24 protein-coding genes and 1 pseudogene are annotated in these 24,681 nt (G+C 62.0%); 19 read left to right on the top strand and 6 right to left on the bottom strand.

The window, feature by feature from the left end; all coding sequences use genetic code 11:
* The first annotated feature begins 87 nt into the window (after positions 1–87).
* The 5 genes and pseudogenes from H7C86_RS03255 to H7C86_RS03235 all read left to right on the top strand — a co-directional run bounded on the left by H7C86_RS03255 (position 88) and on the right by H7C86_RS03235 (position 4,905).
* A complete protein-coding gene (locus H7C86_RS03255) occupies positions 88–444 on the top strand; it encodes a YraN family protein (RefSeq protein ID WP_041815868.1) in 357 nt (118 codons plus the stop codon).
* Positions 444–1,952: a YifB family Mg chelatase-like AAA ATPase gene (locus H7C86_RS03250; protein WP_021333044.1), complete on the top strand. Its 1,509-nt coding sequence runs from the start codon at positions 444–446 to the stop codon at positions 1,950–1,952. Before H7C86_RS03255 ends, H7C86_RS03250 begins: the two co-directional genes overlap by 1 nt.
* A pseudogene (gene dprA, locus H7C86_RS03245) lies at positions 1,949–3,076 on the top strand (DNA-processing protein DprA). Before H7C86_RS03250 ends, dprA begins: the two are co-directional and overlap by 4 nt.
* 403 nt (positions 3,077–3,479) lie before the next feature.
* Entirely contained in the window at positions 3,480–3,839 is a 360-nt protein-coding gene (locus H7C86_RS03240) for an Lsr2 family protein (protein ID WP_003942721.1), read from the top strand.
* Positions 3,840–4,134: 295 nt separating this feature from the next.
* Positions 4,135–4,905, top strand: a complete 771-nt coding sequence (locus H7C86_RS03235; RefSeq protein WP_182261089.1) for a siderophore-interacting protein — start codon at positions 4,135–4,137, stop codon at positions 4,903–4,905.
* Here the strand turns inward: H7C86_RS03235 and H7C86_RS03230 are convergent.
* Complete coding sequence (locus H7C86_RS03230; protein WP_182261165.1) at positions 4,902–6,074, bottom strand: multidrug effflux MFS transporter; 1,173 nt, start codon at positions 6,072–6,074, stop codon at positions 4,902–4,904. The genes H7C86_RS03235 and H7C86_RS03230 overlap by 4 nt on opposite strands.
* Positions 6,075–6,158: 84 nt before the next feature.
* On the opposite strand from H7C86_RS03230, the gene H7C86_RS03225 reads away from it, so the two are divergent.
* Entirely contained in the window at positions 6,159–7,085 is a 927-nt protein-coding gene (locus H7C86_RS03225; protein ID WP_031331262.1) for a tyrosine recombinase XerC, read from the top strand.
* Between the two features lie 122 nt (positions 7,086–7,207).
* Positions 7,208–8,317: a MinD/ParA family protein gene (locus H7C86_RS03220; protein WP_019747985.1), complete on the top strand. Its 1,110-nt coding sequence runs from the start codon at positions 7,208–7,210 to the stop codon at positions 8,315–8,317.
* A 25-nt stretch (positions 8,318–8,342) separates the two neighbouring features.
* Here the strand turns inward: H7C86_RS03220 and H7C86_RS03215 are convergent, their stop codons facing one another.
* Complete coding sequence (locus tag H7C86_RS03215; RefSeq protein ID WP_256279847.1) at positions 8,343–8,837, bottom strand: M23 family metallopeptidase; 495 nt, start codon at positions 8,835–8,837, stop codon at positions 8,343–8,345.
* 313 nt (positions 8,838–9,150) lie between these two features.
* Here H7C86_RS03215 and rpsB point away from each other — a divergent pair, with 313 nt between their 5' ends.
* From rpsB to H7C86_RS03185, 6 genes are all read left to right on the top strand, one after another.
* Positions 9,151–10,032, top strand: coding sequence for a 30S ribosomal protein S2 (gene rpsB, locus H7C86_RS03210; protein WP_113682954.1), 882 nt, complete (start codon positions 9,151–9,153; stop codon positions 10,030–10,032).
* 152 nt (positions 10,033–10,184) lie between these two features.
* Entirely contained in the window at positions 10,185–11,012 is an 828-nt protein-coding gene (gene tsf, locus H7C86_RS03205; protein WP_019747987.1) for a translation elongation factor Ts, read from the top strand.
* Between the two features lie 200 nt (positions 11,013–11,212).
* The gene (pyrH, locus tag H7C86_RS03200) at positions 11,213–11,941 is read left to right on the top strand and encodes a UMP kinase (RefSeq protein WP_019747988.1); all 729 of its coding nucleotides are present in this window, start codon (positions 11,213–11,215) and stop codon (positions 11,939–11,941) included.
* 43 nt (positions 11,942–11,984) lie between these two features.
* Entirely contained in the window at positions 11,985–12,542 is a 558-nt protein-coding gene (gene frr / locus H7C86_RS03195; protein WP_182261088.1) for a ribosome recycling factor, read from the top strand.
* A gap of 48 nt (positions 12,543–12,590) precedes the next feature.
* Positions 12,591–13,487 carry a phosphatidate cytidylyltransferase gene (locus tag H7C86_RS03190; protein ID WP_003942673.1) on the top strand — a complete coding sequence of 299 codons (897 nt, stop codon included), beginning with the start codon at positions 12,591–12,593 and terminating at the stop codon, positions 13,485–13,487.
* Between the two features lie 6 nt (positions 13,488–13,493).
* Positions 13,494–14,222, top strand: a complete 729-nt coding sequence (locus H7C86_RS03185) for a class I SAM-dependent methyltransferase (protein ID WP_097387486.1) — start codon at positions 13,494–13,496, stop codon at positions 14,220–14,222.
* A gap of 79 nt (positions 14,223–14,301) precedes the next feature.
* Here the strand turns inward: H7C86_RS03185 and H7C86_RS03180 are convergent, their stop codons facing one another.
* Positions 14,302–15,144, bottom strand: a complete 843-nt coding sequence (locus H7C86_RS03180) for a CoA ester lyase (RefSeq protein WP_030244636.1) — start codon at positions 15,142–15,144, stop codon at positions 14,302–14,304.
* Between the two features lie 95 nt (positions 15,145–15,239).
* A complete protein-coding gene (locus H7C86_RS03175) occupies positions 15,240–15,650 on the bottom strand; it encodes a lipopolysaccharide assembly LapA domain-containing protein (protein ID WP_180279630.1) in 411 nt (136 codons plus the stop codon).
* A gap of 102 nt (positions 15,651–15,752) precedes the next feature.
* Here H7C86_RS03175 and rlmN point away from each other — a divergent pair, with 102 nt between their 5' ends.
* Positions 15,753–16,862 carry a 23S rRNA (adenine(2503)-C(2))-methyltransferase RlmN gene (gene rlmN, locus H7C86_RS03170; protein ID WP_019747992.1) on the top strand — a complete coding sequence of 370 codons (1,110 nt, stop codon included), beginning with the start codon at positions 15,753–15,755 and terminating at the stop codon, positions 16,860–16,862.
* Between the two features lie 80 nt (positions 16,863–16,942).
* Here rlmN and H7C86_RS03165 read toward each other — a convergent pair whose 3' ends face one another.
* Positions 16,943–17,212 carry a DUF2631 domain-containing protein gene (locus tag H7C86_RS03165; RefSeq protein WP_019747993.1) on the bottom strand — a complete coding sequence of 90 codons (270 nt, stop codon included), beginning with the start codon at positions 17,210–17,212 and terminating at the stop codon, positions 16,943–16,945.
* Positions 17,213–17,332: 120 nt separating this feature from the next.
* On the opposite strand from H7C86_RS03165, the gene dxr reads away from it, so the two are divergent.
* The 5 genes from dxr to H7C86_RS03140 all read left to right on the top strand — a co-directional run bounded on the left by dxr (position 17,333) and on the right by H7C86_RS03140 (position 23,795).
* On the top strand, positions 17,333–18,490 hold the full coding sequence (dxr, locus tag H7C86_RS03160; RefSeq protein WP_080910460.1) for a 1-deoxy-D-xylulose-5-phosphate reductoisomerase: 1,158 nt from the start codon (positions 17,333–17,335) through the stop codon (positions 18,488–18,490).
* 7 nt (positions 18,491–18,497) lie between these two features.
* Positions 18,498–19,718, top strand: coding sequence for an RIP metalloprotease (locus H7C86_RS03155; RefSeq protein WP_019747995.1), 1,221 nt, complete (start codon positions 18,498–18,500; stop codon positions 19,716–19,718).
* Between the two features lie 87 nt (positions 19,719–19,805).
* On the top strand, positions 19,806–20,963 hold the full coding sequence (ispG, locus tag H7C86_RS03150) for a flavodoxin-dependent (E)-4-hydroxy-3-methylbut-2-enyl-diphosphate synthase (protein ID WP_007734888.1): 1,158 nt from the start codon (positions 19,806–19,808) through the stop codon (positions 20,961–20,963).
* Positions 20,964–21,074: 111 nt separating this feature from the next.
* The gene (locus tag H7C86_RS03145; RefSeq protein WP_182261087.1) at positions 21,075–21,911 is read left to right on the top strand and encodes a GNAT family N-acetyltransferase; all 837 of its coding nucleotides are present in this window, start codon (positions 21,075–21,077) and stop codon (positions 21,909–21,911) included.
* Positions 21,912–21,980: 69 nt separating this feature from the next.
* On the top strand, positions 21,981–23,795 hold the full coding sequence (locus H7C86_RS03140) for a penicillin-binding transpeptidase domain-containing protein (protein ID WP_020907378.1): 1,815 nt from the start codon (positions 21,981–21,983) through the stop codon (positions 23,793–23,795).
* 4 nt (positions 23,796–23,799) lie between these two features.
* Here H7C86_RS03140 and H7C86_RS03135 read toward each other — a convergent pair whose 3' ends face one another.
* Positions 23,800–24,609 (bottom strand): LuxR C-terminal-related transcriptional regulator, encoded by an 810-nt coding sequence (locus tag H7C86_RS03135; RefSeq protein ID WP_182261164.1) that lies wholly within the window; start codon positions 24,607–24,609, stop codon positions 23,800–23,802.
* Positions 24,610–24,681 lie beyond the last annotated feature (72 nt).

Here is a 24,681-nt window from a genome sequence, read left to right as displayed (position 1 = left end):
GGCTTGGTTTTGTGGTGGTGGGTCGAGGGTGGTGGTTGGGACGCGTTTCGTATGGGCGGGCGCGGGGTGTGAGTGGTGGGGGCTGCGATGGCGAGGAATATGGCGTTGGGGGCTCGGGGCGAGGATGTGGCTGTCGAGTTCCTGGTTGATGCGGGTTTGGAGATTGTCGAGCGCAATTGGCGTTGTCGGTACGGCGAGTTGGATGTTGTTGCGACGTCCGGTGATCGGATTGTGTTCGTGGAGGTGAAGACTCGGTCGGGTGTCGGGTACGGGAGTCCGGCGGAGTCGGTGACGTTCGCGAAGCAGCGTCGGATTCGGGTGTTGGCGATGCAGTGGCTCACTGATTCGGGTCGGTCGTGGTCGAGGGTGCGTTTCGATGTGGTGGCGGTGTTGATCGGCCGCGACGGCGTGCCTTCGGTCGAGCATTTTGTGGATGCGTTCTGATGGCGTTGGGGCGGGCGCATTCTGTTGCGGTCAGTGGCGTGGACGGGCAGATCGTGGAGATCGAGGCGGATATCGGGCGCGGGTTGCCTGCGGTGCATTTGGTGGGGCTGCCTGATACGGCGTTGCACGAGTCGCGTGATCGGATTCGGGCCGCGGTGACCAATTCTGGTGAGGAGTGGCCGGACAGCAAGGTGATTTTGGCGTTGTCGCCGGCGACGTTGCCGAAGGTGGGCAGCGTTTACGATTTGGCTCTGTCGTTGTCGGTTCTCGATGCGGCGAAGAAGTTGCCGCGGAAGTTGTTGCGGGAGACTGTCTTTTTGGGGGAGTTGGCACTCGACGGTCGACTGCGGACGGTGCGTGGTGTGTTGCCTGCGGTGCTTGCGGCGAAGCGGGCGGGATGGGGGACTGTGGTGGTTCCAGCTCGGGCGTTGGCTGAGGCGGGCCTGGTGAAGGGGATCGAAGTGCTGGGCGCTGACGATCTGTCCGCGGTGATCGGGTGGTTGCGTGGTGAGTTGGCGCTGGCTGTTCCTGATGTTTTCGAGCGTGCTGACGTGGTGACGGTGCGGGATCTGAGTGAGGTTGTCGGGCAGACGGATGCTCGGTGGGCGATCGAGGTTGCTGCGGCGGGTGCGCATCATTTGATGTTGACGGGTCCGCCGGGGATCGGGAAAACGATGTTGGCGCAGAGGCTTCCGGGGATTCTTCCGCCGTTGACGGAGGGGGAGTCGTTGGAGGTGACGGCGATTCATTCGGTGGCGGGGGTGTTGCCGGAGGATCGGCCGTTGATAGATATGCCGCCTTTCATTGCGCCGCATCACAGTTCGTCGGTCAGTTCGCTGGTGGGTGGTGGTAGTGGGATGGCTCGTCCTGGTGCGGTCAGCCGGGCTCATCGCGGCGTGCTGTTTCTCGACGAATGTGCCGAGATCGGGGTGAAGGTGCTCGAAGCGCTACGCACGCCACTCGAAGACGGGGAAGTGCGAATCGCCCGGCGGGACGGAGTTGCCCGATACCCGGCGCGGTTCCAGCTGATCCTGGCCGCCAATCCCTGCCCATGCGCGCCGCCGCGAGACGCGGACTGCGTCTGCGCACCTGCGGCGCGTCGCCGTTACCTGGGGAAATTGTCCGGTCCACTCTTGGACCGAGTCGACATCAGGGTCCGGATGCAGGCCGTTGCAACCGGAGCGCTGATCGACGAAGTAGGGGAAAGTACCGGCGATGTTCGTGCGCGCGTGGCGGCGGCTCGAGACACTGCAGCCCAGCGGTGGAGTGAGTACGGGTGGCGGACCAACGCGGAAGTACCAGGGCCGGCGTTGAGACAGAAGTTCAGACTCTCGCGTGCGGCGCTGGCGCCGGTGGAACGGGCGCTGCGTAAAGGTGTGATCACTGCTCGTGGGGCGGACCGAGCGTTGCGGGTTGCCTGGAGTGTCGCCGATCTGGCAGGTGAGGCGATGCCCGGACCAGACCAAGTTGTCACCGCACTCGACTTCCGAGACAGGGGATTCCAATGACTGCGCACGATCCGCGACTACTCGCTTGGGCATATCTGTCCCGCGTCGTGCAGGGCCCAAGCGCGTATATGTCCATGTTGATCGACGAGCTCGGGGTCGAAGAAACTGCGAGGGCGGTCCGCAACGGCGATCTGCCACCCGCGATCGAGGAGAAGACGCGAGCCCGCGCTCACATCGACACAGCCCAACGAGACCTCGACCTGATGGAGGCGATGGGTGGCAGACTCGTAACAGCGAACTGCGCCGATTGGCCGGCGTGGCGAATGCTTTCCTTCGACGGACTCGATGCCTCCGGGGGTGAGACGGCGCCATTTGTGTTGTGGGTGTTGGGGTCCGGGGATTTGGTTGATCTGACCGAGAGATCGGTTGGGATTGTCGGTACGCGAGCATCTACTGCGTACGGCGAACACGTGACGGCAGAGATTGCCGGTGACCTCGCTGTCGACGGATGGACCGTGATTTCCGGGGCGGCCTTCGGTATCGACGGGGCCGCGCACCGCGCTGCATTGGGCGTAAGTGGAAACACACTGGCTGTCTTGGCCTGTGGGGTCGATCGAGCGTATCCGTCAGGGCATGCGCGACTACTCAAATAGATAGCGAGTTCGGGTGCAGTGATAAGTGAATATCCACCGGGCACAACACCTGCAAAGTTCCGGTTTCTGGCAAGGAATCGACTGGTAGCTGTGTTGTCGGACGGAGTAGTGGTGGTCGAGGCGGGTTGGCGCAGTGGTGCTCGCAATACCGCCAATTGGGCCCGGAAATTGGGCCGGCCGGTAATGGCGGTGCCCGGGCCGGTTACTTCGGCATCGTCGACCGGATGTCACCGGATGATCCGCGAAGGTGAAGCGCAACTCGTTTCCAATGCCGTGGATGTAGTCGAAGCGTCAGGTCCATTTGGTGTCGGGGAATCCGCGGAGGATGCAGCCGCTACACGTGACATCGATGCATTGCGGGGCAATTCTCGATTGGTATACGAAGCATTGCCGGGAACAGGTTCACGTAGTACGCGTGAGCTGTCCGAGGAATCGGGATTGCTCATAACGCAGGTTCGTGCAACTCTTCCTCTGCTCGAACTCGAGGGGTTTGCGAGTTCGGATTCGAGTGGATGGTTTCGGACGCGGTAGCGCGTGAACTTGATTGTGCTCGTCCGGTGGGCGGGTGGCGATGCCCACTAACCGTTCCGGCGAGAACGAAACTCGAATACCCTCGCGATGCTGGTAATTGCACGTCAGGACTGCTTTTCGTGAACTCGATCGGCCTGTGTGCAGCGTTATTCTCGACCCAGCTTTGCAGACTTGGCCGTGAATTTAACGGGCCTCAGGAAAGTCTCAGGTCAATGTGCTTTGAAGTCTGATTAGTCTGGTTCCCCTGAGTGCGGGTATTGATTGGTTCGTCGTTAACCCGCTGCTAATTCGGACCATTGAGTCTGTTCGGAAATGGCACAGGTTTCCGGACTTCTTTTGTTCATCAACGCTCTATCTGTGTATTGTGAAGGAGAATTGAATCGATCATTGAAAGAGGAGTGCAATGGCTGAGAAGCTGATTCGGCAACTCATCGACGACCTTGACGGTAAGCCGATTGACGATGGATTCGGTGATCGAATTGAGTTCTCTTACCAGGGAACGGATTACGTGATCGATCTGCGCGCCACCAATGCAGAGAAGTTCGACGCTGCGGTGAAGCCGTTCGTCGAGGCGGCGGCGAAGGTGAGCGGGAAGCGTGGCAAGAAGGCGCAGGCTGCATCTCCGCAGGCCACGTCGGGTTCTGGCCGCTCCAAGGAGACGCTCCAGGCCATTCGTGATTGGGCGGGTAAGAACGGTTACGAAGTTGCTCCGCGCGGGCGTATCAAAGCGGAAATCATCGACGCTTTCGACGCTGCACACTAGGTTGAATTAATACCTCCTCTGGCCCCTGGCGAACCTCGCCGGGGGCCAGAGGCGTATTTTACTATTGCTTTGCTGAATTTCTCCGATAGCGATGTGCTGCCTGATCATGCACGAGTCCTGATTCGGAAATTTGGCTGCCACCGACGAATTTACCCGGCAGAGTGGTCGGTTTATTTCGTTGAGCACCGTGGTCTGTCGCGCGCGGGGCGGATGTACCGGGGGAGGCATTTTGTCCATGCGCTGCAATTGTCGTGTACCTTAGTTAGGTAACACTAACTTTTGGAAGGACCTTTCTGTGGCCAAGCCGACAACTGCATTGACGGTTCTGCGGACCGAACAATTGACTCCCCATATGGTGCGAGTGTTTCTCGGGGGACCGGGCTTCGAGTCCTTCACTCCCAGTGAATACAGCGATTCCTATGTAAAGATCGAATTCGGCACTCCTGATCAGCCGATACTGCGCACCTACACGATTCGTTCGTACGATCTTGATGCCAAAGAGATTGCAATCGATTTTGTCGTCCACGGCGACATGGGAGTTGCAGGTCCGTGGGCCGCGTCCGTTCAGCCGGGCGCTGAGATTACCCTGCGTGGACCGGGTGGCGCGTTTTCGCCGTCACCATCTGCTGACTGGTATCTCTTCGTCGGAGACGAGACCGCAATACCTGCTATTACTGCTTCGATAGCGAGATTGGCGCCGGATGCGGTCGGCTACGCCGTCGTCGAAGTCGGGGGGCCGGAAGACGAAATCGCGCTCGATGCCCCAGAAGGTATTGCCGTGACCTGGCTGCATCGCGGAGCATCGTCCGATGCTGTCGGCGAAGAATTAGCTGGCGACAACGCTCCGGTTGTCGCCGCGGTCACGGCACTCGAATGGTTGCCGGGCGAACCGCACGTGTTCATTCACGGTGAAGCACAAGCCGTCATGCACAACCTCCGGCCGTACATTCGCAAGGAACGAAATGTCCCGGCGGCGGCTGCTTCTATTTCCGGCTATTGGCGTCGTGGTCGCACCGAAGAAGGCTTCCGGGTCTGGAAGTCCGAACTCGCCGCGGCCGAAAACTAACTCGCGGCGGCCTTGCCGCGAGTCAGCAACACGAGCGCAACGGCCGCGAGAACTCCGAAGGTGGGAATTGCGATTGCCATCGGCACGGCAGTGTCTTCTCCCGCAATTCCCACCAACGGCGAAACCAGCGCTGCCAAGCCGAACTGGCCCGCTCCCATCAGGGCTGAACCAGTTCCGGCCGCGTTGGTGACCTCTCCTTGGGCGAGAGCGGTTGCATTGCCCATGATGAACCCGATGCTCGAAATCGCCACGAACAGCGGGACCAAGATCAACCACGTATTCGTGGAACTGAAAACCACGCTGGTACAGAACAATACGGCGCCACCAATGAGGAGCAGGCACACCCCGAAACGCAGCAGCGTGCGAGCTCCGACGCGACCGAGCAGGCGAGTGGTGATCATCGCTGCCGTGACCATTCCGGTGGCGTTCACTGCGAACACGATCGAGAATTGTGACGGACTCAGCCCGAGAACATTCTGAACGACGAACGGTGACGCGGAGATGTACGCGAACAAGGCGCCGAATCCGAAGACGAATGCGAGCGCATATCCGAGGTAGTGCCGGTTTCGGACCACGTACTGCAGATTCGAGATCAGGGCCTTCAAACCACCGCCATGGCGTCGCTCGGGTGGAAGTGTCTCGGGAACGAGCAAAACGACACCAGCCACCATCACGGCGCCCGCGACAGCCAGGACCCAGAAGATCCCGCGCCATCCGACGGGGCCGAGAAGTGCGCCGCCGATCAGTGGCGCGACCACGGGAGCGATACCGCCGATGATCATCATGATGCTGAAGAGCTTCGCTGCGTCGTCGCCGCGCGCTCGGTCGGCAATACAGGCGCGGGCGAGGACGATGGCAGCGCCTCCACTCAAGCCCTGGACGAGTCGTGCACCGATGAGAAACGCGATGTTCGGCGCCACCGCGCATGCCGCACCGCTCAGCGCCGTGATGATTGTCGCGGCCAGCAGTATTCGTCGCCTGCCAAGTCCGTCGGAGATCGGACCGATGATCAGCTGGCCGATTCCGAGGCCTGCCATGAAGGTGGTCAGCGTGAGCTGAACGCTGGCCGCAGTAGTGTCGAGTGCATCCGCCATCAAAGGTAGGCCGGGCAGGTACATGTCGATGGACAGTGGAGCGATTGCGGAAATCAGTGCCAGTACACACAACATCTTCAGAGGAATTGCTCGATTCACCGATCAACCCTATCGGCGAGGCAGCTTGCGGTTTCAATCGCGGCGAGCGAGCGTGTGTTCATGACTGACGCATTGCCGGCGAGCTTGAGCGTTCACCTCGATGCGTATGCCGAGCACCTCCGACTGAGCCGAGGCCGGTCGGAACACACGATCCGCGCCTACGTCGGTGACGCGCGGGCGTTGCTGACCCATTTCTCCGCGGGTTCGGAGAATGCAGATCTCGACCGCCTCGACCTAAGTGTCATGCGTTCGTGGTTGGCCGCCCAGAATGCCGTAGGAACAGCCCGTACGACGGTAGCTCGACGGGCTTCTTCGGCGCGTGGTTTCACTGCGTGGCTCGCGCAGACCGGACGTATTTCCGTCGACCCGGGCACACGTCTGGCGGCTCCACCTGCTCGTCGCACGCTGCCGACGGTGCTGCGTCAGAGCCAGGCCCTCGACGCAATGGATGCAGCGGAAAGCGGTGCGCAGCAACAGGAGCCGCTCGCCCTGCGAGACCGACTCATCGTGGAATTGTTGTACTCCACCGGAATTCGCGTCGGCGAGTTGTGTGGACTGGACGTCGAGTCGGTCGATGCTGATCGACGTTTGCTTCGTGTCCTCGGCAAGGGGAACAAGGAGCGATCGGTGCCATACGGCCTGCCCGCAGAATCGGCACTGAACGGGTGGCTCGAGCACGGACGACCCGCGCTGAGTTCGGATAGGTCCGGGCGAGCATTGCTCCTCGGAGTTCGAGGCGGCCGGCTCGATCAGCGTCAGGCGCGTTCGGTGGTCCACGAAACCATGGCTGCAATTCCAGGGGCTCCCGACATGGGTCCGCACGGGCTTCGGCACTCGGCTGCGACACATTTGCTGGAGGGTGGTGCAGACCTTCGTGTGGTCCAAGAACTCCTCGGACATGCGAGTTTGGCGACCACTCAGCTGTACACGCACGTGTCGGTCGAACGCCTTCGATCCGTCCACGATCAGGCCCATCCACGCGCCTAGATTGTGAAGCGACGCGAGTTCTCGGCCGGTATTTGGTAGCGTCGCAGCTCAGAAGAGTGAACAATCGGCAAGTTCGATCGTCGTGTCGAGACACTCGATGACATGCGAAATCCGGGGGATTCGTGAACCGCCAAGATGTGAAGCACCTGCCGAACAGCGGCCAACCGGCCTGGCTGTCCGAAGCGCCACAACCGGCTCCCGAGCCGGCGCCGACGCCGGAGCCTGTGGCACGACTGCAAGAGGTCTGGACCACGCCACCGCCACCGTCGAGCCAACAGCAGGTGACAAACCAGGATCTGGTTGCCGAAGCTTTACTGAAACGCCCTAAACGGACGCCGCGTGGCGGATGGCGTAGAGGATTACATCGTGCGACCGGAGGTGTGGTCAATCTGGGAGATTCGACCAACGAACAGCGCAACCGTGCACTGGCCGCCCGAATCGAGCAGCCGATCCGTAACGACTACCGAGTCGCTTTGCTCTCGCTCAAAGGGGGCGTGGGCAAGACGACGGTCACGGTCGGACTCGGTGCGACATTTGCTTCGCTTCGTGGTGACTGCGTCGTGGCGGTTGACGCCAATCCCGATTTCGGAACTTTGGCGCAACGTGTTCCGCTGCAGACCAATTCGACGGTGCGCGATCTGATTGCTGCTAGACCGGACATAAAGAGCTATTCGGACGTTCGAGTGCACACATCCCAGTCGTCGAGTCGCCTCGAGGTCCTGGCGAGTGAGCAGGATCCGGCGATTTCGGAGGCGTTCAGCGAGGCTGACTATCGCCAGGTCATCGACATCTTGCAGGTCTACTACAACATCATCCTCACTGATTGCGGTACCGGGATCATGCACTCGGCGATGAACGGCGTTCTCGATCTTGCCAATTCGTTGGTTCTCGTCAGTTCGCCGGCAATCGACGGAGCGCGCAGCGCAGCGGCAACGCTCGATTGGCTTCAGTTGCACGGATACGGCCATCTGGTCGAACGGACCGTCGTCGTCATCAGCGCCGCCCGGCCAGGGTCGAGCGTGATCGACATGGACGCTTTGGTGGACTATTTCATGCGTCGATGCCGTGCCGTCGAGGTCATTCCTTTCGACGAGCATCTCGCGGAGGGGTCGGTGATGGACCTCGAGTTGATGCGACCGGCCACCAGACGAGCGTTCATGGAACTGGCAGCGATGGTGGCCGACGACTTCGCGGACGCAGTGGGTCGGCACGCCGTTTCCGAGTGGCACTGATTCTGCGACCGATTTCTGCGACCGATCAGCCTCCTTTCAATGGCTTGAGCCTGAGCGGTTGCGTCCGAACGAGTCCGAGTGGATCGAGATACTCGCGTCCACGGCGCAAGCCCCAGTGCAGACATGCTTCGACAGCACACCCTTCGTGCCCGGTTTCGAGGGTTCCGATCACGGACCTGGCGGCGACGCGTTCACCTGCGCGAACGACTGCCACGACGGGTTCGTAGGTCGTGCGTAGGCCGCCGGAATGATCTATCGACACCGTTGGCTTTCCGGCGACCACTCCCGCGAACACCACAATGCCGTCGCCGGCCGCGAGGACGGATTGGCCGGCACTGCCGCCGAGATCGACCCCGCGATGACCCGGCAGCCAATTCTTGGCCGGTTTGTCGAAAGCGCGTTCCACGTGCGGCCGGGGAGCGAGCGGCCAGTCGAAACGCGCGTCTGCCGACGCCGTGCCTACGGCCACACAGCAGGAGATCACGGCAACGACCACTCCTCGTCGAGCTCCGAGCAACATCGTCATTCCTTGATCTTGCGCGGAGTCACGCGCGCTTCAATGCAGATCAGACGGGTAGTCCACAGGATGACCGCCGATCCACAACCGCCGGTTCGGTCTGTTGCTTCCGGGGTGGTTATGGCATCGGCGGACGAGGACGTACACTTGTCGAGCGGTCTGTGCTCGCACAGTCCGACTTCGCGCGCCCGCGCACGTTTTCCGGCCTCGGCTGGTCCTGGTTCTCACGAAACAGGTCCGACGGCCGTGCGGGTGCCAGGGCAGGGATCACCCGATCGCCTGCATCAACCGGATTGAAAGTTTGAGGTACACAGCCATGGCTGTCGTAACCATGAAGCAGATGCTCGATAGTGGAACCCACTTCGGACATCAGACCCGTCGCTGGAACCCGAAGATGAAGCGATTCATCTTGACCGACCGCAACGGCATCTACATCATCGACCTCCAGCAGACGCTGACGTACATCGACAAGGCGTACGAGTTCGTCAAGGAGACCGTTGCCCACGGCGGCACCGTCCTCTTCGTCGGCACCAAGAAGCAGGCGCAGGAGTCCATCGCTTCCGAAGCGACTCGCGTCGGAATGCCCTACGTCAACCAGCGTTGGCTCGGCGGCATGCTCACCAACTTCACCACCGTTCACAAGCGTCTGCTTCGCCTCAAGGAGCTCGAGGCAATGGAGCAGACCGGTGGATTCGAAGGTCGCACCAAGAAGGAAATCCTCATGCTCACGCGTGAGATGACCAAGCTGGATCGCACCCTCGGTGGTATCCGCGACATGGCCAAGGTTCCTTCCGCGGTGTGGATCGTCGACACCAACAAGGAGCACCTGGCAGTTGCCGAGGCTCGCAAGCTGAACATCCCGGTCATCGCGATCCTGGACACCAACTGCGACCCCGACCTCGTCGACTACCCGATCCCGGGCAACGACGACGCCATCCGTTCCGCAGCACTGCTGACCAAGGTTGTCGCTTCCGCGGTTGCCGAAGGTGTGCAGGCACGTGCAGGACTGAGCGCCGACAAGGACGCGAAGCCCGAAGCCGGCGCAGGCGAGCCCCTCGCCGAGTGGGAGCAGGAACTGCTCTCGCAGGCAGCTCCGGCTGCAGAGGCTGAGGCAGCTCCGGCCGCAGAGGCTGAGGCAGCTCCGGCCGCAGAGGCTGAGGCAGCCCCCGCCGCAGAGGCACCGGCCACCGAGGCCTGATTCGTTGAAACCGGCCCTGACCAAGAGTTCTTTTGGTCAGGGCCGTTTCACCGTTAGGCCCGAGCACCACCGTCAGGCCGTGCTTCACCGCTAGGCCGTGCTTCACCGTTAGTCCTAGGTCCGAAACAGATACATGAGGAGGCTCGCTAATCATGGCGAACTACACCGCCGCTGACGTCAAGCGGCTCCGTGAGCTCACCGGCTCCGGAATGATGGCATGTAAGAACGCACTCGCAGATGCAGACGGCGATTTCGACAAGGCCGTCGAGCAGCTGCGCATCAAGGGCGCGAAGGATGTCGGAAAGCGCGCAGAGCGCACCACCGCTGAGGGTCTCGTCGTCGCCAAGGACGGCGTCATGATCGAGATCAACTGCGAGACCGACTTCGTCGCCAAGAACGACGAGTTCATCAAGCTGGCCGACGAGATCGTGACCGTCGCTGCTGCTGGCAAGCCTGCGGACCTCGACGCTCTCAAGGCGCTCGAGCTCGACGGCAAGACCATCGACACCGTCATTGCGGAGCAGTCCGCGAAGATCGGCGAGAAGCTCGAACTGAGCCGCGTCGCTTCCTTCGACGGCCCCGTTGCCGTTTACCTGCACAAGCGCAGCTCCGACTTGCCGCCCGCTGTCGGCGTTCTCATCGAGTACACCGGCGAAGGCGATGCTGCTGCTGAGGCCGCTCGCGGCGCTGCAATGCAGGTCGCAGCACTCAAGGCAAAGTACGTCACGCGTGACGAGGTTCCCGCTGAAATCGTCGCTTCCGAGCGTCACATCGCCGAGGAGACCGCCCGCGCAGAAGGCAAGCCCGAGCAGGCTCTGCCGAAGATCATCGAAGGCCGCGTAAACGGTTTCTTCAAGGACGTCGTTCTGACCGAGCAGTCTTCGGTCACGGACTCCAAGAAGACCGTCAAGGCGATCCTCGACGAGGCAGGCGTGACCATCAAGCGCTTCGTGCGTTTCGAGGTCGGCGCCTCCGCTTAATTCGGAGCCCGTACACATGGACCCCGCCTGAAGAGCATTTGCTCTACCGGCGGGGTCTACGTGTACCTGGGGCCTCCGATGAGGCAGGATAAGAGTGCTTCGGGACGAGTCCCGGGGGCTTTCCTATGTCGCGGTGTCCGATTCGGCGGCAGAAGAAGAATGAAGGACCTACAAGGTCTTGTATCGAACTGAGGAGAACAATGTCCGAACCAGCCAACGAACGTCCAGGATTCAAGCGGGTCCTGCTCAAACTCGGCGGCGAAATGTTCGGAGGCGGCAAAGTCGGTCTCGATCCCGACGTGGTCACCAAGGTGGCTGAGCAGATCGCAGAGGTCGTTCGATCGGGCGTACAGGTTGCAGTGGTCATCGGCGGCGGAAACTTCTTCCGCGGAGCGGAACTGCAGCAGCGTGGCCTCGATCGCGCGCGCTCCGACTACATGGGCATGCTCGGCACCGTCATGAACTGCCTCGCTCTGCAGGATTTCCTGGAGAAGGCCGGCGTCGATTCTCGAGTGCAGACGGCAATCACCATGGGACAGGTCGCCGAGCCGTACCTTCCGCTTCGCGCACGTAGGCACCTCGAGAAGGGGCGAGTAGTCATCTTCGGTGCCGGGATGGGTATGCCCTACTTCTCCACCGACACCACTGCTGCGCAGCGCGCGCTGGAGATCGGTGCCGAGGTAGTGCTGATGGCCAAGGCCGTCGACGGCGTCTACTCGGCCGACCCGCGTATCGACCCGGACGCGACGATGTACGAACAGATCACGCACCGCGAGGTCATCGAACGTGAGCTCAAGGTCGCGGACGCGACGGCGTTCAGCCTGTGCATGGACAACTCGATGCCGATGATGGTGTTCAACCTCCTCACCGAAGGAAACATCGCTCGCGCGGTGTCCGGTGAGAAGATCGGCACCCTGATCAAGTCGTGAGTGACACCCAAAAAATGATGCAGAACAACATGGAGGAACAGCCGTGATCGATGAAGCGCTCTTCGAGGCAGAAGAGAAGATGGAAAAGGCTGTCACGGTAGCCAAGGACGATCTCGGCTCGGTTCGCACCGGACGCGCGAACCCCGGTATGTTCTCGCGCATCGTGATCGACTACTACGGTTCGATCACGCCGATCACGCAGCTCGCGAGCATCAACGTCCCCGAGGCCCGCATGGTCATCGTCAAGCCGTACGAGGCTTCGCAGCTCAACGCGATCGAGACGGCGATCCGCAACTCGGATCTCGGTGTGAACCCGTCCAACGACGGCAGCATCATCCGCATCTCGGTTCCGCAGCTCACTGAAGAGCGTCGTCGTGAACTGGTGAAGCAGGCCAAGTCCAAGGGCGAGGATTCGAAGGTCACGCTGCGCAACATCCGCCGCAAGGCGATGGACGAACTCGGCCGGATCCAGAAGGACGGTGAAGCCGGCGAGGACGAGGTCGGTCGCGCAGAGAAAGAACTCGACAAGACCACGGCGAAGTACGTGCACGCGGTCGAGGAACTCGTCAAGCACAAGGAAGCAGAGTTGATGGAGGTATAGCCTCCTCATTTGCAGTGTTTGTCGTCGGGAGTAGATCAGGGAGTTTGGGTGCACGCACAAGAGGGAACCGCCGGTGGTCCCGTCACGGACGGGCCTACGGGCGGCGCTGAGGGCGCGCAACCGCCGAAGTCGAAGGCGGGCAGGAACCTACCTGCCGCCATCGGCGTCGGAGCTGGTCTCGGAGCCTTGGTCATCGGCACTTTGATCTTCCTGCCCCCGGGATGGATCGCTGTCGTCGCGATCGCGATGTTCATCGCGACGTGGGAGGTCACAACGCGGCTTCGTGAAGCCGACATCGAGGTGCCGCGAATTCCCCTTCTCGTCGGAGGGCAAGCCACGATCTGGCTCGGCTGGCCGTGGGGACCGGTCGGGGTGCTCAGCGGATTCACCGCAACCGTCCTGGTGTGCATGGTGTGGCGGTTGTTCGACCACGGGCTCAAGGCGACCCCGAAGAACTTCCTGAGAGACACCTCGATCACGGTGTTCGTTCTGGCGTGGATCCCGCTGTTGGCGTCATTCGGTGCATTGATGGTGCTCGAAGACGACGGCCCGGGGCGCGTCTTCGTCCTGATGATCGGTGTCGTGTGCTCCGACATCGGCGGTTACGCGGCCGGAGTGCTGTTCGGGAAGCACCCGATGGTGCCGGCTGTGAGCCCGAAGAAGTCCTGGGAAGGATTTGTCGGCTCCCTCATTTTCTGCGTCATCGGCAGCCTGCTTTCGGTGACGTTGATCCTCGACGCGAATTCGATGATCGGCGTCCTGCTCGGTGTCGTCCTGGTGGTAGTCGCGACGGTCGGAGACCTGATCGAATCGCAGATCAAGCGTGAACTCGGCATCAAGGACATGGGAACCCTGCTTCCCGGCCACGGCGGAATCATGGATCGCCTGGATTCACTCCTGCCGTCGGCATTTGTCACCTGGCTGATTCTGTACGCACTCGTCTGATTTCGCGTGCGTGATTTCTTCTCCGGCCGTTCCAAGCCGATCCCCAGCCCGAACATCTGGCACTGGCCGGGCGTGTACGAAATCGAGAACCGCGCGCAGGACGTCGACGGTTCCATTTGGGCCGCGATGCGAGCCCAGGTCGACTGGTCTGGACGCGACGTCGTCGACGTCGGCTGTGGGGCGGGGTTCCATCTACCGGAGTTCGCTCGTACTGCCCGTCGTGTTGTCGGAGTGGAGCCGCACGCACCGCTGGTGAAGGCCGCGCGGGAACGAACCCGCGATTCGGCGTCGATCGACGTAGTCCAGGGTTCAGCAGAGTCCACGGGTCTGGTGGATGCTTCAGTCGATCTCGTTCATGCCCGTACGGCGTACTTTTTCGGCAAAGGCTGCGGCCCGGGAATTCGTGAAGCCATGCGCATCCTGAGGCCCGGGGGAGCCCTGCTGATCGTGGATCTCGATGTGAGCGCCGGCCCGTACGGAGAGTGGATGAGGGCGGATCTGCCCAAATACGATCCCGCGGCGGTCGAAGGATTCTTCGAGGCTCAAGGGTTCTCGCTCACGCGTGTCGACGCCCGGTGGGAGTTCGAGAATCGAGACGACTTGCGGCGGGTACTCGGAATCGAGTTCACCGAGAAGACTGCCGAGCGTGCGTTCTCGCAAGTAACGGGATTGGGCTTCACGGTGCGATACCGGATCCATGTTCGGTCCAAACCACGATCACTCGAACTTGCGTGAAAGCGGACTCAAAAGACGAACGTCAGGCGCTCCGACTTGAGCGCCTGACGTTTTCTGCACCGATTCAGTAGTAAAAAAATCAGTGATCGGTGGGGATGTGGAACAGGGTGGCCAGCTTGTGAATCTTCTTCGCCTTGGCGAGCTTGGGCAGGTCGCTGCCATCGCGCACGCGTGAGCCGTCTTCGCCGAGATCGTCGATGACATTCTGAGCCCAGATCGCGTCGGCCACGGAGGGACTCAGTCCCGCGTTGACGGGGGCAGTCTGCGCGGTGGTCATGCAGAGTTTGCCGGCCATACCGAGTGACAAGGTGATCGCACAGTCTCGGGCGAGCAGATCCAGATCGGGGCCGAGCGTGGGACCGTCGATCGGCGGAGCGATGCGTGCCGCGCGGCTGGCGATGGTGAGCCGCGAACGCGGGTACGACATCGACGTGGGGGAGTCGTCCATCCCAGTGTCGCGCCGGAAGTCGCCGCTGCCGAATGCGAGACGGAAGATGCCGTCAGTGCGTGCGATCTCGGGCGCAGCCTCGAGTCCTACCGCGGATTCGACGAGAGCAAGAATCTTGGTGCCTTCGGGAAGTCGCTCGGCCGTGGCGTCGGCCTGCTGACCGCTTTCGGTCTTTGCGAGCATGACACCCTCGAGTCCGGGGAGGCCCGCGAGTGCGGCCAGATCCTCTTCCCAGAACGGTGTCGTGGCGTCGTTGATCCGAACCCAGGCGTGATTGTGTTCGCTCAGGAATGCGGCGACATCGCGGCGGGCCGCCGGTTTGTTGGGTGCGGTGACGGCATCCTCGAGGTCGAGAATGACGGCGTCGGCCGCACTCGCGAGTGCGGCGTCGAAGGTGTCCGGTTTGGACGCGGGGACGAGGAGCCAGGATCTTGCCTGTTGCGGGGCAATACGCGAGGTCACAGGTCTCTCCATGTGAGTAGTCACATCGGGGCCTTTCGGGTGATTTCCACGACAACAATGATGCCTGCTTACTCGCGGGTAGACCCAATTGCGTAACTAGATTTCAGTCACATCTGCCGCTTCGCTGCGCGCCGGATCTGAATGATGCGAACCCCGCCTGCCAACGCCATGATCAATGCGCCCGCGATCGCGGAGAGCAGGATCGTGATTCCGAGCGGAAAGTCGATTTGCCAGGCCAGGATCTTGACGGAGACGCTCTCGAGGTTCTGCAGGATGAACACCAGCAGCATGATCAGCACGATTGCGCCGATGACCAGGCCAACCCACGTCGTCGCAGCCCTGGTTCGGTCGGTTACCGCGGTTCCGGTCGGCACCGGTTCAGGCGTCGGGTTCGGTTCGGGATCGTGTTTTTCGACTGCCTTGTCCTCGCCCACCTTCGGAAGTTCCGGGTCGGGACCGAAACCGTCGGCAGGGCCGTACACGGGGGAGTTCGACGGATCCTCTGGTGTGGTTGACATGACATGATCATCACGCAACCTGCGCAAAGTTGCACGGGTAATCCGGCCACAATCGGGTGGCAGTGGGGTAGCACCCCAAAACAATGGGACAATGGTGTAACTATGGCTGCCTCTCTTCCCCTCGTTTTCACTGCACCCAAGCGCGGAATGCCTCCACGGCACCTCGCCGATCTCGATTCCGCCGAGCGCAAAGAAGCGGTGAAAGAGCTCGGCCTTCCGGCTTTCCGGGCCGATCAGCTCGCGCGTCAGTACTACGCGCGTCTCGAAGCCGATCCGGAGAAGATGACCGATCTCCCCGCATCGGTGCGCGAGAAGGTGGGGGAGTCGCTGTTCCCGACCTTGCTGACCCCGATCAAGCACCTCGCGTGCGATTCGGGCGACACTCGCAAGACCCTGTGGAAGGCGCATGACGGAACGCTGCTCGAAAGCGTCCTGATGCGCTATCCCGATCGGGCGACGCTCTGTATCTCGAGTCAGGCAGGCTGCGGAATGGCCTGCCCGTTCTGTGCGACGGGTCAGGGCGGCCTCGACCGCAACCTTTCGACCGCCGAGATCGTCGATCAGGTTCGCGAGGCAGCGGCCGCAATGCGCGACGGTGATGTTGCCGGCGGACCCGGACGCCTCTCGAACGTCGTGTTCATGGGTATGGGCGAGCCTTTGGCGAACTACAAGCGCGTGGTGGCAGCGGTACGACGCATCACTTCGCCCGCACCCGACGGGCTCGGCCTGTCTCAGCGGTCCGTGACGGTCTCGACCGTCGGCCTCGCTCCCGCTATCCGCAAGCTCGCTGACGAAGGCCTGAGCGTCACGCTGGCGGTATCGCTACACACACCGGACGACGAACTGCGCGACACACTTGTGCCGGTCAACAATCGCTGGTCAGTGTCGGAGGTACTTCAGGCTGCCCGGTACTACGCAGACAAGACCGGTCGGCGTGTGTCCATCGAGTACGCGATGATCAAGAACGTCAACGATCAGCCGTGGCGCGCGGACATGCTGGGCAAGAAGCTGAAGAAAGCACTCGGCGGGTTGGTGCACGTCAACCTGATTCCGCTCAACCCGACTCCGGGTAGCGAGTGGGACGCGAGCCCCAAGGACGTCGAGCGTGAGTTCGTGCGTCGGGTCATCGCCCAGGGCGTCTCGTGCACCGTGCGCGATACGCGCGGTCAGGAAATCGCCGCAGCCTGTGGCCAGCTGGCAGCCGAGAACTGAAACCCTCCAGGCCTGAAAAACACATAAAGAGAAGGCCTCCACGAACTTTCGTTCGTGGAGGCCTTCTCTTTGTCAGGTCTCTAGCGCGGGCGGCGACGGATGACGATGTCGCGGACCAGAACGAAGATCATCAATCCGGCGGTGCCGATGAGCCACAGATCCTCGACCTTGCCGTGATGGTTTCCGATCATCATCAGAAGCAGGAATATTGCGAAGAACCATCCGAGGAAACGGAAAAACTTGAGTCCTTCACCACTCCACCCCCATGCGGCAGAGGGAACCTCGGCCTCATCGACGTGCGAGACCACGACGGGGGCGCTGGACTTGACGTCCAACTGGGTATCGGCCACGGTCGATCCTCCTGCTCATTCGGTTGCACTACTGCCCAATATGGTGACATACGACTGCCTGTCGTACGTAGTTGGGCGTCGATAAGGTTGTTCTCAGGTGTTATCAGGAACAATGGGCGAGTGCAGGAAACCACACGTACCCGCGTCCTCCTCCTCGGCAGTACCGGTTCGATCGGTACCCAAGCGCTGGAGGTCATCGCAGCCAACCCCGATCGTTTCGAAGTAGTCGGTCTCGCAGCGGGCGGCAACAACGTCGAGTTGTTGGGCGAACAGATTCGTGCAACCGGCGTCACCGAGGTCGCCGTCGCCGATCCTGCAGCGGCATCGGCGCTGGAATCGGTAACCGCCCGTTCGGGACCGAGCGCCGTGACGGAACTGGTTCGGGACAGCGGTGCCGATGTTGTCCTCAATGCACTCGTCGGTTCGTTGGGACTCGAACCGACTCTGGCGGCGTTGAACTCGGGAGCGCGCCTGGCGCTGGCGAACAAGGAATCGCTTGTCGCCGGCGGAGCGCTGGTGACCAAAGCCGCCGCACCCGGTCAGATCGTGCCGGTCGACTCGGAGCATTCGGCGCTTGCCCAGTGTCTACGTGGTGGAACAGGCGACGAAGTGGCTCGGTTGGTTCTCACCGCTTCGGGTGGACCGTTCCGTGGCTGGAGCGCCGAGGATCTCGAAAGTGTGAATCCAGCTCAGGCAAAAGCGCACCCCACCTGGTCGATGGGGCCCATGAACACCCTCAATTCGGCAACTCTGGTCAACAAGGGCCTCGAGCTGATCGAGACGAACCTGCTGTTCGGGATCGACTACGACCGCATCGACGTCACCGTGCACCCGCAGTCGATCGTGCATTCCATGGTCACCTTCTTCGACGGGTCGACGCTGGCGCAGGCAAGCCCGCCGGACATGAAGCTCCCCATCGCTCTCGCTCTAGGCTGGCCGGACCGCATCGAAGGTGCTGCGTCGGCATGCGACTTCACCACCGCCTCCACCTGGGAATTCGAGCCGCTCGATTCGTCGGTGTTCCCCGCCGTCGATCTGGCGCGAAGCGCGGGCAAATCCGGCGGTTGCTTCACCGCGATCTACAACGCGGCCAACGAAGTGGCGGCTCAGGCATTCCTCGACGGTGTCATTTCCTTCCCGGCGATCGTCCGCACGGTGGCCGCTGTTCTCGACGATGCAGGTCAATGGTCCGCGGAACCGGTTACCGTGGACGACGTTCTGGCCGCAGACGGCTGGGCACGCACACGAGCGCGTCAGCTCGTGAAGCAGGAGGGCTAGAGCTTTCATGGTTTTTGCACTGGGCGTAGTGCTGTTTGCCCTCGGCATCGGCGTGTCCATCGCCCTGCACGAAGCCGGCCACATGTGGACGGCCAAGGCTTTGGGAATGAAGGTTCGCCGCTACTACATCGGCTTCGGACCGAAGATCTTCTCGTTCCGTCGAGGTGAGACCGAGTACGGCCTCAAGGCGCTGCCGCTCGGTGGATTCTGCGACATCGCCGGTATGACGGCTCTCGACGAGATGACACCCGAAGAAGAGCCGCACGCGATGTACAAGAAGGCGGCGTGGAAGCGTGTCGTCGTCATGTCCGGCGGTATCGCGATGAACTTCATTCTCGGCTTTGCGCTGCTCTACGGGCTGGCTCTCGGCTGGGGCCTGCCGGATCGCAGCGGCGATACGTTGGCAAAGGTGGGAAGTCTGTCGTGCGTCGCACCGACGCAGACCGAAGACGGAACTCTGGCGACGTGCTCCGGTGACGGTCCGGCGCAACGGGCTGGGTTGGAGCCGTCGGATGTCATCACAGCCGTTGATGGGCAACCGGTGTCGACGTCGGCCGATGTGGTGGCCAAATTGCAGCCGGTCACCGGTACTGCAGTGCTCAGCGTCGAACGCGATGGGCAGGATCTAACGATTCCAGTCGTCGTAGAACAGGCACAGCGGTGGGTGACGGATCCGGCAACAGGTGATTTGCGTTCGGCGACAGTGGGTGCGGTCGGAATGAGCCTGGGTACCGTGTCTCCACCCCTGCTCCAGTTCAACGCTTTCAGCGCAGTTCCGGGCACCCTGAGTTTCACCGGCTTCACTCTGGTCGAATCGGTCAAGGCCATGGCTGATCTGCCGGCAAAGGTCGGTGCGTTGTGGGAATCGGTGACAGGCGGCGAACGCGCCCAGGACACACCTATCAGCGTGGTTGGTGCCAGCGTTATCGGCGGTGAAGCGGCGGACCGTGCACAGTGGGCGACGTTCGTCGGACTGCTCGCATCGATCAACTTCTTCCTCGGTGTTTTCAACATCCTGCCGCTGTTGCCGCTCGACGGCGGTCACATCGCGGTGGTCTTCTACGAGAAGATCCGCGATTGGTTCCGCGCTCGCCGCGGCTTGATTCCGGGCGGTCCCGTCGACTACACGAGACTCCTTCCGATTACTTACGTATTCATCGTGATCGGTGGCGCGTTCATGTTGCTGACACTCACGGCTGACATCGTCAATCCGATCAAGATCTTCTGACCGTGTGAGCATGGCGACGGTTGCCGCGCGGTAGTGCGGCGATCGCCCGGCTAAACTTGCAGTGAAGCTATGAAAGAAGGCACAGACGTGACCATCCCTATCGGACTGGGAATGCCCTCGGCACCCGCAGCGATTCTTGCTCCTCGACGCAAGACACGGCAGCTGCAGGTCGGCACGGTAGGTGTGGGCAGCGATTTCCCCATCTCGGTGCAGTCCATGTGCACCACGAAGACGCACGATGTCAATGCAACGCTCCAGCAGATCGCGGAGCTGACCGCGTCCGGTTGCGACATCGTCCGTGTCGCCTGCCCGCGTCAGGAAGACGCGGACGCGTTGTCGATCATTGCGAAGAAGAGCCAGATCCCGGTTATCGCCGACATCCACTTCCAGCCGCGCTACATCTTCGCGGCAATCGATGCGGGATGCGCTGCGGTGCGCGTCAATCCGGGCAACATCAAGGAATTCGACGGCCGTGTCAAAGAGGTAGCCAAGGCTGCCGGTGATGCAGGCATTCCGATTCGTATCGGTGTCAACGCGGGATCGCTCGATCCTCGGTTGATGGAGAAGTACGGCAAGGCGACGCCCGAAGCGTTGGTCGAGTCCGCGCTGTGGGAGGCCGGGTTGTTCGAAGAGCACGGCTTCGGTGACATCAAGATCTCCGTCAAGCACAACGATCCGGTGATCATGGTCGAGGCTTACCGCCAACTCGCCGCGAAGTGCGATTACCCGTTGCACCTCGGCGTCACGGAGGCAGGGCCGGCGTTTCAGGGCACGATCAAGTCCGCGGTCGCCTTCGGTGCGCTGCTCGCGGAGGGTATCGGCGACACCATCCGGGTTTCGCTCTCGGCCCCGCCGGCCGAAGAAATCAAGGTCGGTAACCAGATTCTGCAGTCTCTGAACCTGCGTCCCCGCAAGCTCGAGATCGTGTCATGCCCCTCGTGTGGCCGTGCACAGGTCGATGTCTACACACTTGCCGACGAGGTCTCTGCCGGCCTCGAAGGCATGGAGATCCCGCTGCGCGTGGCAGTCATGGGTTGCGTCGTGAACGGACCGGGTGAAGCACGTGAGGCTGACCTCGGTGTGGCGTCCGGCAACGGCAAGGGCCAGATCTTCGTCAAGGGCAAGGTCATCAAGACGGTGCCCGAGGCGCAGATCGTCGAGACTTTGATCGAAGAAGCGATGAAAATCGCCGAAAGCATGGAGGGTGACGCTTCGGAGGGTGCGCCGGTCGTCACCGTGAGTTGAGTGATTGCCGGATGAATCTTCCCCGTCGGTGTCAGGTTCGTGGCAATCTGAGTGCATCATGATCGGGTAGTGATATTCGTGGACGCGCAGTCGAGTCGAGGGGGTTGACGGATGCTCAAACTCCTCGGAGCCAAGCAGGTCGGAAGTCGAGATCTCGAAGACGTCCGACGGGTACTCGACGCCGATCCGGTGGCCGCCTGCATGATTGCCGCGCGCGTCGAAGAATGCGGTGTCGACCCACGAATGATTCACGGCGAGCTGTGGAGTCGAGGCGGGCCGTTGTCCTCGCTGTGCTTTGCCGGGGCAAATCTGGTTCCACTTCGAGGCGATCCGGATGACATTCGGGCATTCGCTGACCGCGCCTGTCGGATTCCGCGCATGTGCTCGTCGGTGGTCGGTCGCGCCGAATTGGCGTTGCCGCTGTGGGAGATGCTCGAGCTCGATTGGGGAACTGCGCGGGAGGTTCGCCCCGAACAGCCGTTGCTCGCGGTATCCGAGCCGCTGGCATGCCCGTCGGACCCACTGGTGCGGCAGGTTCGCTCGGACGAACTCGAGATCTATCTGCCTGCCGCGATCGCGATGTTCATCGAAGAGGTTGGCGTCGATCCGCGTGCAAACGACGGTGGGCGCGGATATCGACATCGTGTGGCAAGCCTGATCGCCGCTGGTCGAGCGTGGGCGCATATCGAGGACGGCCACGTCGTCTTCAAGGCGGAGGTCGGTTCGATGTCTGCTCGCTGTGGCCAGATTCAGGGCGTGTGGGTCAACCCGGAATTTCGTGGGCAGGGCTTCGGCGTGACCGGTACAGCGGCTGTAGCGGAGTCGATCATGGCGACCGGTCGCATTGCGAGCCTGTACGTCAACAGCTTCAATACGATTGCGCGGTCGACCTATTCGCGGGTGGGGTTCCGGCAGGTCGCGACCTTCTCGACGGTGCTGCTCGACTGAGCGTCCAAGCTGCGTGCAATGGTCGCGCCTACGCTGGGTGGAGCATTTGTCGCCCTACTATGGGGCTCGATGAACACTCGGCATTTCTCTCGTAGTCGCTCGGCCCAACTGTTGGCCTCCTGCACCGTGATTTTTTTGGCGGTGGGGATCAGTTCGTGTACTCCGAAACCCGCCGGCCCCGAGCCCGTCGCGCAGCAGTTCCTGAGTGCGTTCGGTGACAGGGACATCGACGAGGCAGCAAAAATGACGGACCGGCCTGATTCCGCGGGTCCTGTATTGAGTGACACCTGGGATGCGCTTCAGGCGGAGTCGATGACTGCCGAGACCACGTCGGTGAAGATGAACGGTGACACTGCGACGGTCGGCTACACCTACGAGTGGCACCTGCCGAAAGACCGCGTCTGGACGTACGACGGCGAGCTGCAGATGGGACGCAAGGACGGCGACTGGTCCGTCCGTTGGAGTTCGACGGACGTTCATCCGCGCCTCGGTGACAAGCAGACGATGTCGTTGCGGGCAACCGCGGCGCCGCGAGCGCGGGTCAACGAGCATTCGGGGACCGACGTCCTGGTGCCGGGAATCGTCTACCGAGTGAAGTTCGATCGCTCCAAGAGCAACGACATCATCGGTTCCGCGAACAGTCTCGCAAGTGTTCTCGGGCGGTTCGATGCGTCGCTGACCGGTCAGTCGATCGCCGAATCCTCGACGGCCGTCAAGGGTGACTATCTGGTGACGCGGCTGCGCAGTGACGACTACGACCAAGTTTCGGCGCAGTTGGGTGCGATATCGGGAGTATCGGTATCGGACGAATCGGATCTCGTGTCGACCGACCCGGAGTTCGCGCCTGACCTTCTCGGGCAGATCAAGAAGACGATCATCGACGAGGTCGACGGCAAAGCCGGCTGGAGTGTCGTCACGGTCAACCAGAACGGCGTCGACACCGACGTGTTGACCGAGACTGCGCCACAACCGGTTCCGTCGTTCAGTATCAGTCTGGACCGCAACATCCAGATCGCTGCTCAGCGCGCGGTGAACGTGAACAAGGATCAGGCGATGATGGTGGTGATCGAACCGTCGAGTGGCGCGATCCTGGCCGTCGCGCAGAACAAGGCAGCTGACCGCGACGGGCCGGTCGCGACGATGGGTCAGTACCCGCCTGGTTCGACCTTCAAGATCATCACTGCAGGGGCGGCAATTTCGACCGGTCAGGCGACCCCCGACACGATGGTGCCATGCCCGGGCCGAATCGAGATCGGCGAGCGCAGCGTCCCCAACTACAACGAGTTCGCACTCGGCACGGTGCCGATGGCAACGGCCTTCGCGCGTTCGTGCAACACGTCCTTCGCCAAGTTGGCCAGCGAGATGCAGGCAGACACGTTGACCACTGCCGCAGCGCAGTTTGGCATCGGCCAGGACTACAACGTGGTGGGATTGCCGATCGATTCCGGTTCGGTGCCGCCGGCGTCGGACCTGGTCCAGCGGACGGAAGACGGGTTCGGTCAGGGCAAGGTCGTGGTCAGTCCGTTCGGAATGGCGATGGCAGCTGCGACGGTCGCGAACGGTTCGACTCCGGTCCCGCAACTGATTTCGGGGCGCGAAACCACCATCGACGGTGAGCGCCCGGCGATCACGCCGGCCATGGTCGACGGCCTGCGCGGCATGATGCGGCTCGTGGTCACGAGCGGTACTGCAGAACGCGTCGAAGATCAGGGTGAGGTGTACGGCAAGACCGGTGAAGCCGAGGTCGACGGGGGATCGCATGCGTGGTTCGTCGGCTATCGCGGCAACCTGGCCTTCGCCACTCTGGTTGTGCGGGGCGGAAGTTCGGACAACGCCGTCGCAGTCACCCGCGACATGCTCACCGCCCTGCCGGAAGGCTACTGACCCCTCAGGGGAGCAGTCCCAACCTGCGAGCGGTAACCACGGCTTCGTGGCGTGAGCTCGCGTCCAGCTTTCCCATCGCGCTTCGCAGATAGCTCTTGACTGTTTCAGGTCGAAGGGAAAGCCGTTGGCCGGCTTCGATGTTGGTGCAGCCGAGTGCGACTTGCGAGAGAACATCCACTTCACGCGGGGTGAGCGCGACGTCGGATTCGGCGTCGGCGGTAGGCCGCAGCAGGTTGGCCAAACGCTGGGAAAGTCCGCGGAGCTTGGTCTGCAAGTCGGTGTCGGTCACGGTCTGGGCGACACTGCGTAGTTCGGCGTGGACTCCGCGGATCTCTTCCGAAGACATACCGTCGGCGGTGGTCGCGGCGGCGGCCTGAAGTAGTTGCAGGCGACGATCGACCTCGTCGCGGATGGCGAACTCCATCCCGAGACGCCGGGATGCGCTGACCATGACGTCTGCTGTGCGATCGCCGAGGGGAGCGGAATCACGGATCGCGGCGTAGAGGACAGCGCGCGATTTGCCGGACACCATGACCGGAACGGCGATGATCGAATGCAGGCCCTCGCTGAGAACAGGCCGGTCGAAATGATGAGTGATGGACTGCGAATTGCCGTAATCGTTGACGGTGATCGGTGAACCCTGGGCGACGACGCGTCCGCCCATGCCCGAGCGCGGCGGGATGGCCACGCCCTTGAGATTGTTGGTGCGGGTGCCGACGAATTCGCTCAGGTGCAGGGTTCCGTCCTGGACCTCGCCTCCGAACAGCACGGGAACAACGCCCTGAGCTGCAATTGTTCGGAGTTCACCTCGCATAGCGTCCCCGTCGCGGGGACGCAGAAGTGACGAAGCATGTCGATTCACGCAGGTACCCCTTTCTGGGGGTAG

Origin of the sequence: Rhodococcus sp. UFZ-B548, from assembly GCF_903819475.1 — a bacterium.
GTDB lineage: Bacteria > Actinomycetota > Actinomycetes > Mycobacteriales > Mycobacteriaceae > Rhodococcus_F > Rhodococcus_F erythropolis.
Note: the sequence above shows the minus strand (reverse complement) of the source record. Positions and strands in the feature narration are given on the sequence as shown.

What these genes read in the sequence shown, in the direction of transcription:
- H7C86_RS03250 (WP_021333044.1), top strand. Translation starts at nt 444, where the DNA reads ATGGCGTTGGGGCGGGCGCATTCTGTTGCGGTCAGTGGCGTGGACGGG.
- H7C86_RS03135 (WP_182261164.1), bottom strand. Translation starts at nt 24,609, where the DNA reads ATGCGAGGTGAACTCCGAACAATTGCAGCTCAGGGCGTTGTTCCCGTG.
- rpsB (WP_113682954.1), top strand. Translation starts at nt 9,151, where the DNA reads ATGGCTGTCGTAACCATGAAGCAGATGCTCGATAGTGGAACCCACTTC.
- rlmN (WP_019747992.1), top strand. Translation starts at nt 15,753, where the DNA reads ATGGCTGCCTCTCTTCCCCTCGTTTTCACTGCACCCAAGCGCGGAATG.
- H7C86_RS03215 (WP_256279847.1), bottom strand. Translation starts at nt 8,837, where the DNA reads ATGTTGCTCGGAGCTCGACGAGGAGTGGTCGTTGCCGTGATCTCCTGC.
- H7C86_RS03180 (WP_030244636.1), bottom strand. Translation starts at nt 15,144, where the DNA reads ATGGAGAGACCTGTGACCTCGCGTATTGCCCCGCAACAGGCAAGATCC.
- H7C86_RS03140 (WP_020907378.1), top strand. Translation starts at nt 21,981, where the DNA reads ATGAACACTCGGCATTTCTCTCGTAGTCGCTCGGCCCAACTGTTGGCC.
- H7C86_RS03175 (WP_180279630.1), bottom strand. Translation starts at nt 15,650, where the DNA reads ATGTCAACCACACCAGAGGATCCGTCGAACTCCCCCGTGTACGGCCCT.
- pyrH (WP_019747988.1), top strand. Translation starts at nt 11,213, where the DNA reads ATGTCCGAACCAGCCAACGAACGTCCAGGATTCAAGCGGGTCCTGCTC.
- H7C86_RS03155 (WP_019747995.1), top strand. Translation starts at nt 18,498, where the DNA reads ATGGTTTTTGCACTGGGCGTAGTGCTGTTTGCCCTCGGCATCGGCGTG.
- H7C86_RS03145 (WP_182261087.1), top strand. Translation starts at nt 21,075, where the DNA reads ATGCTCAAACTCCTCGGAGCCAAGCAGGTCGGAAGTCGAGATCTCGAA.
- H7C86_RS03225 (WP_031331262.1), top strand. Translation starts at nt 6,159, where the DNA reads ATGACTGACGCATTGCCGGCGAGCTTGAGCGTTCACCTCGATGCGTAT.
- H7C86_RS03230 (WP_182261165.1), bottom strand. Translation starts at nt 6,074, where the DNA reads ATGTTGTGTGTACTGGCACTGATTTCCGCAATCGCTCCACTGTCCATC.
- H7C86_RS03240 (WP_003942721.1), top strand. Translation starts at nt 3,480, where the DNA reads ATGGCTGAGAAGCTGATTCGGCAACTCATCGACGACCTTGACGGTAAG.
- tsf (WP_019747987.1), top strand. Translation starts at nt 10,185, where the DNA reads ATGGCGAACTACACCGCCGCTGACGTCAAGCGGCTCCGTGAGCTCACC.
- H7C86_RS03255 (WP_041815868.1), top strand. Translation starts at nt 88, where the DNA reads ATGGCGAGGAATATGGCGTTGGGGGCTCGGGGCGAGGATGTGGCTGTC.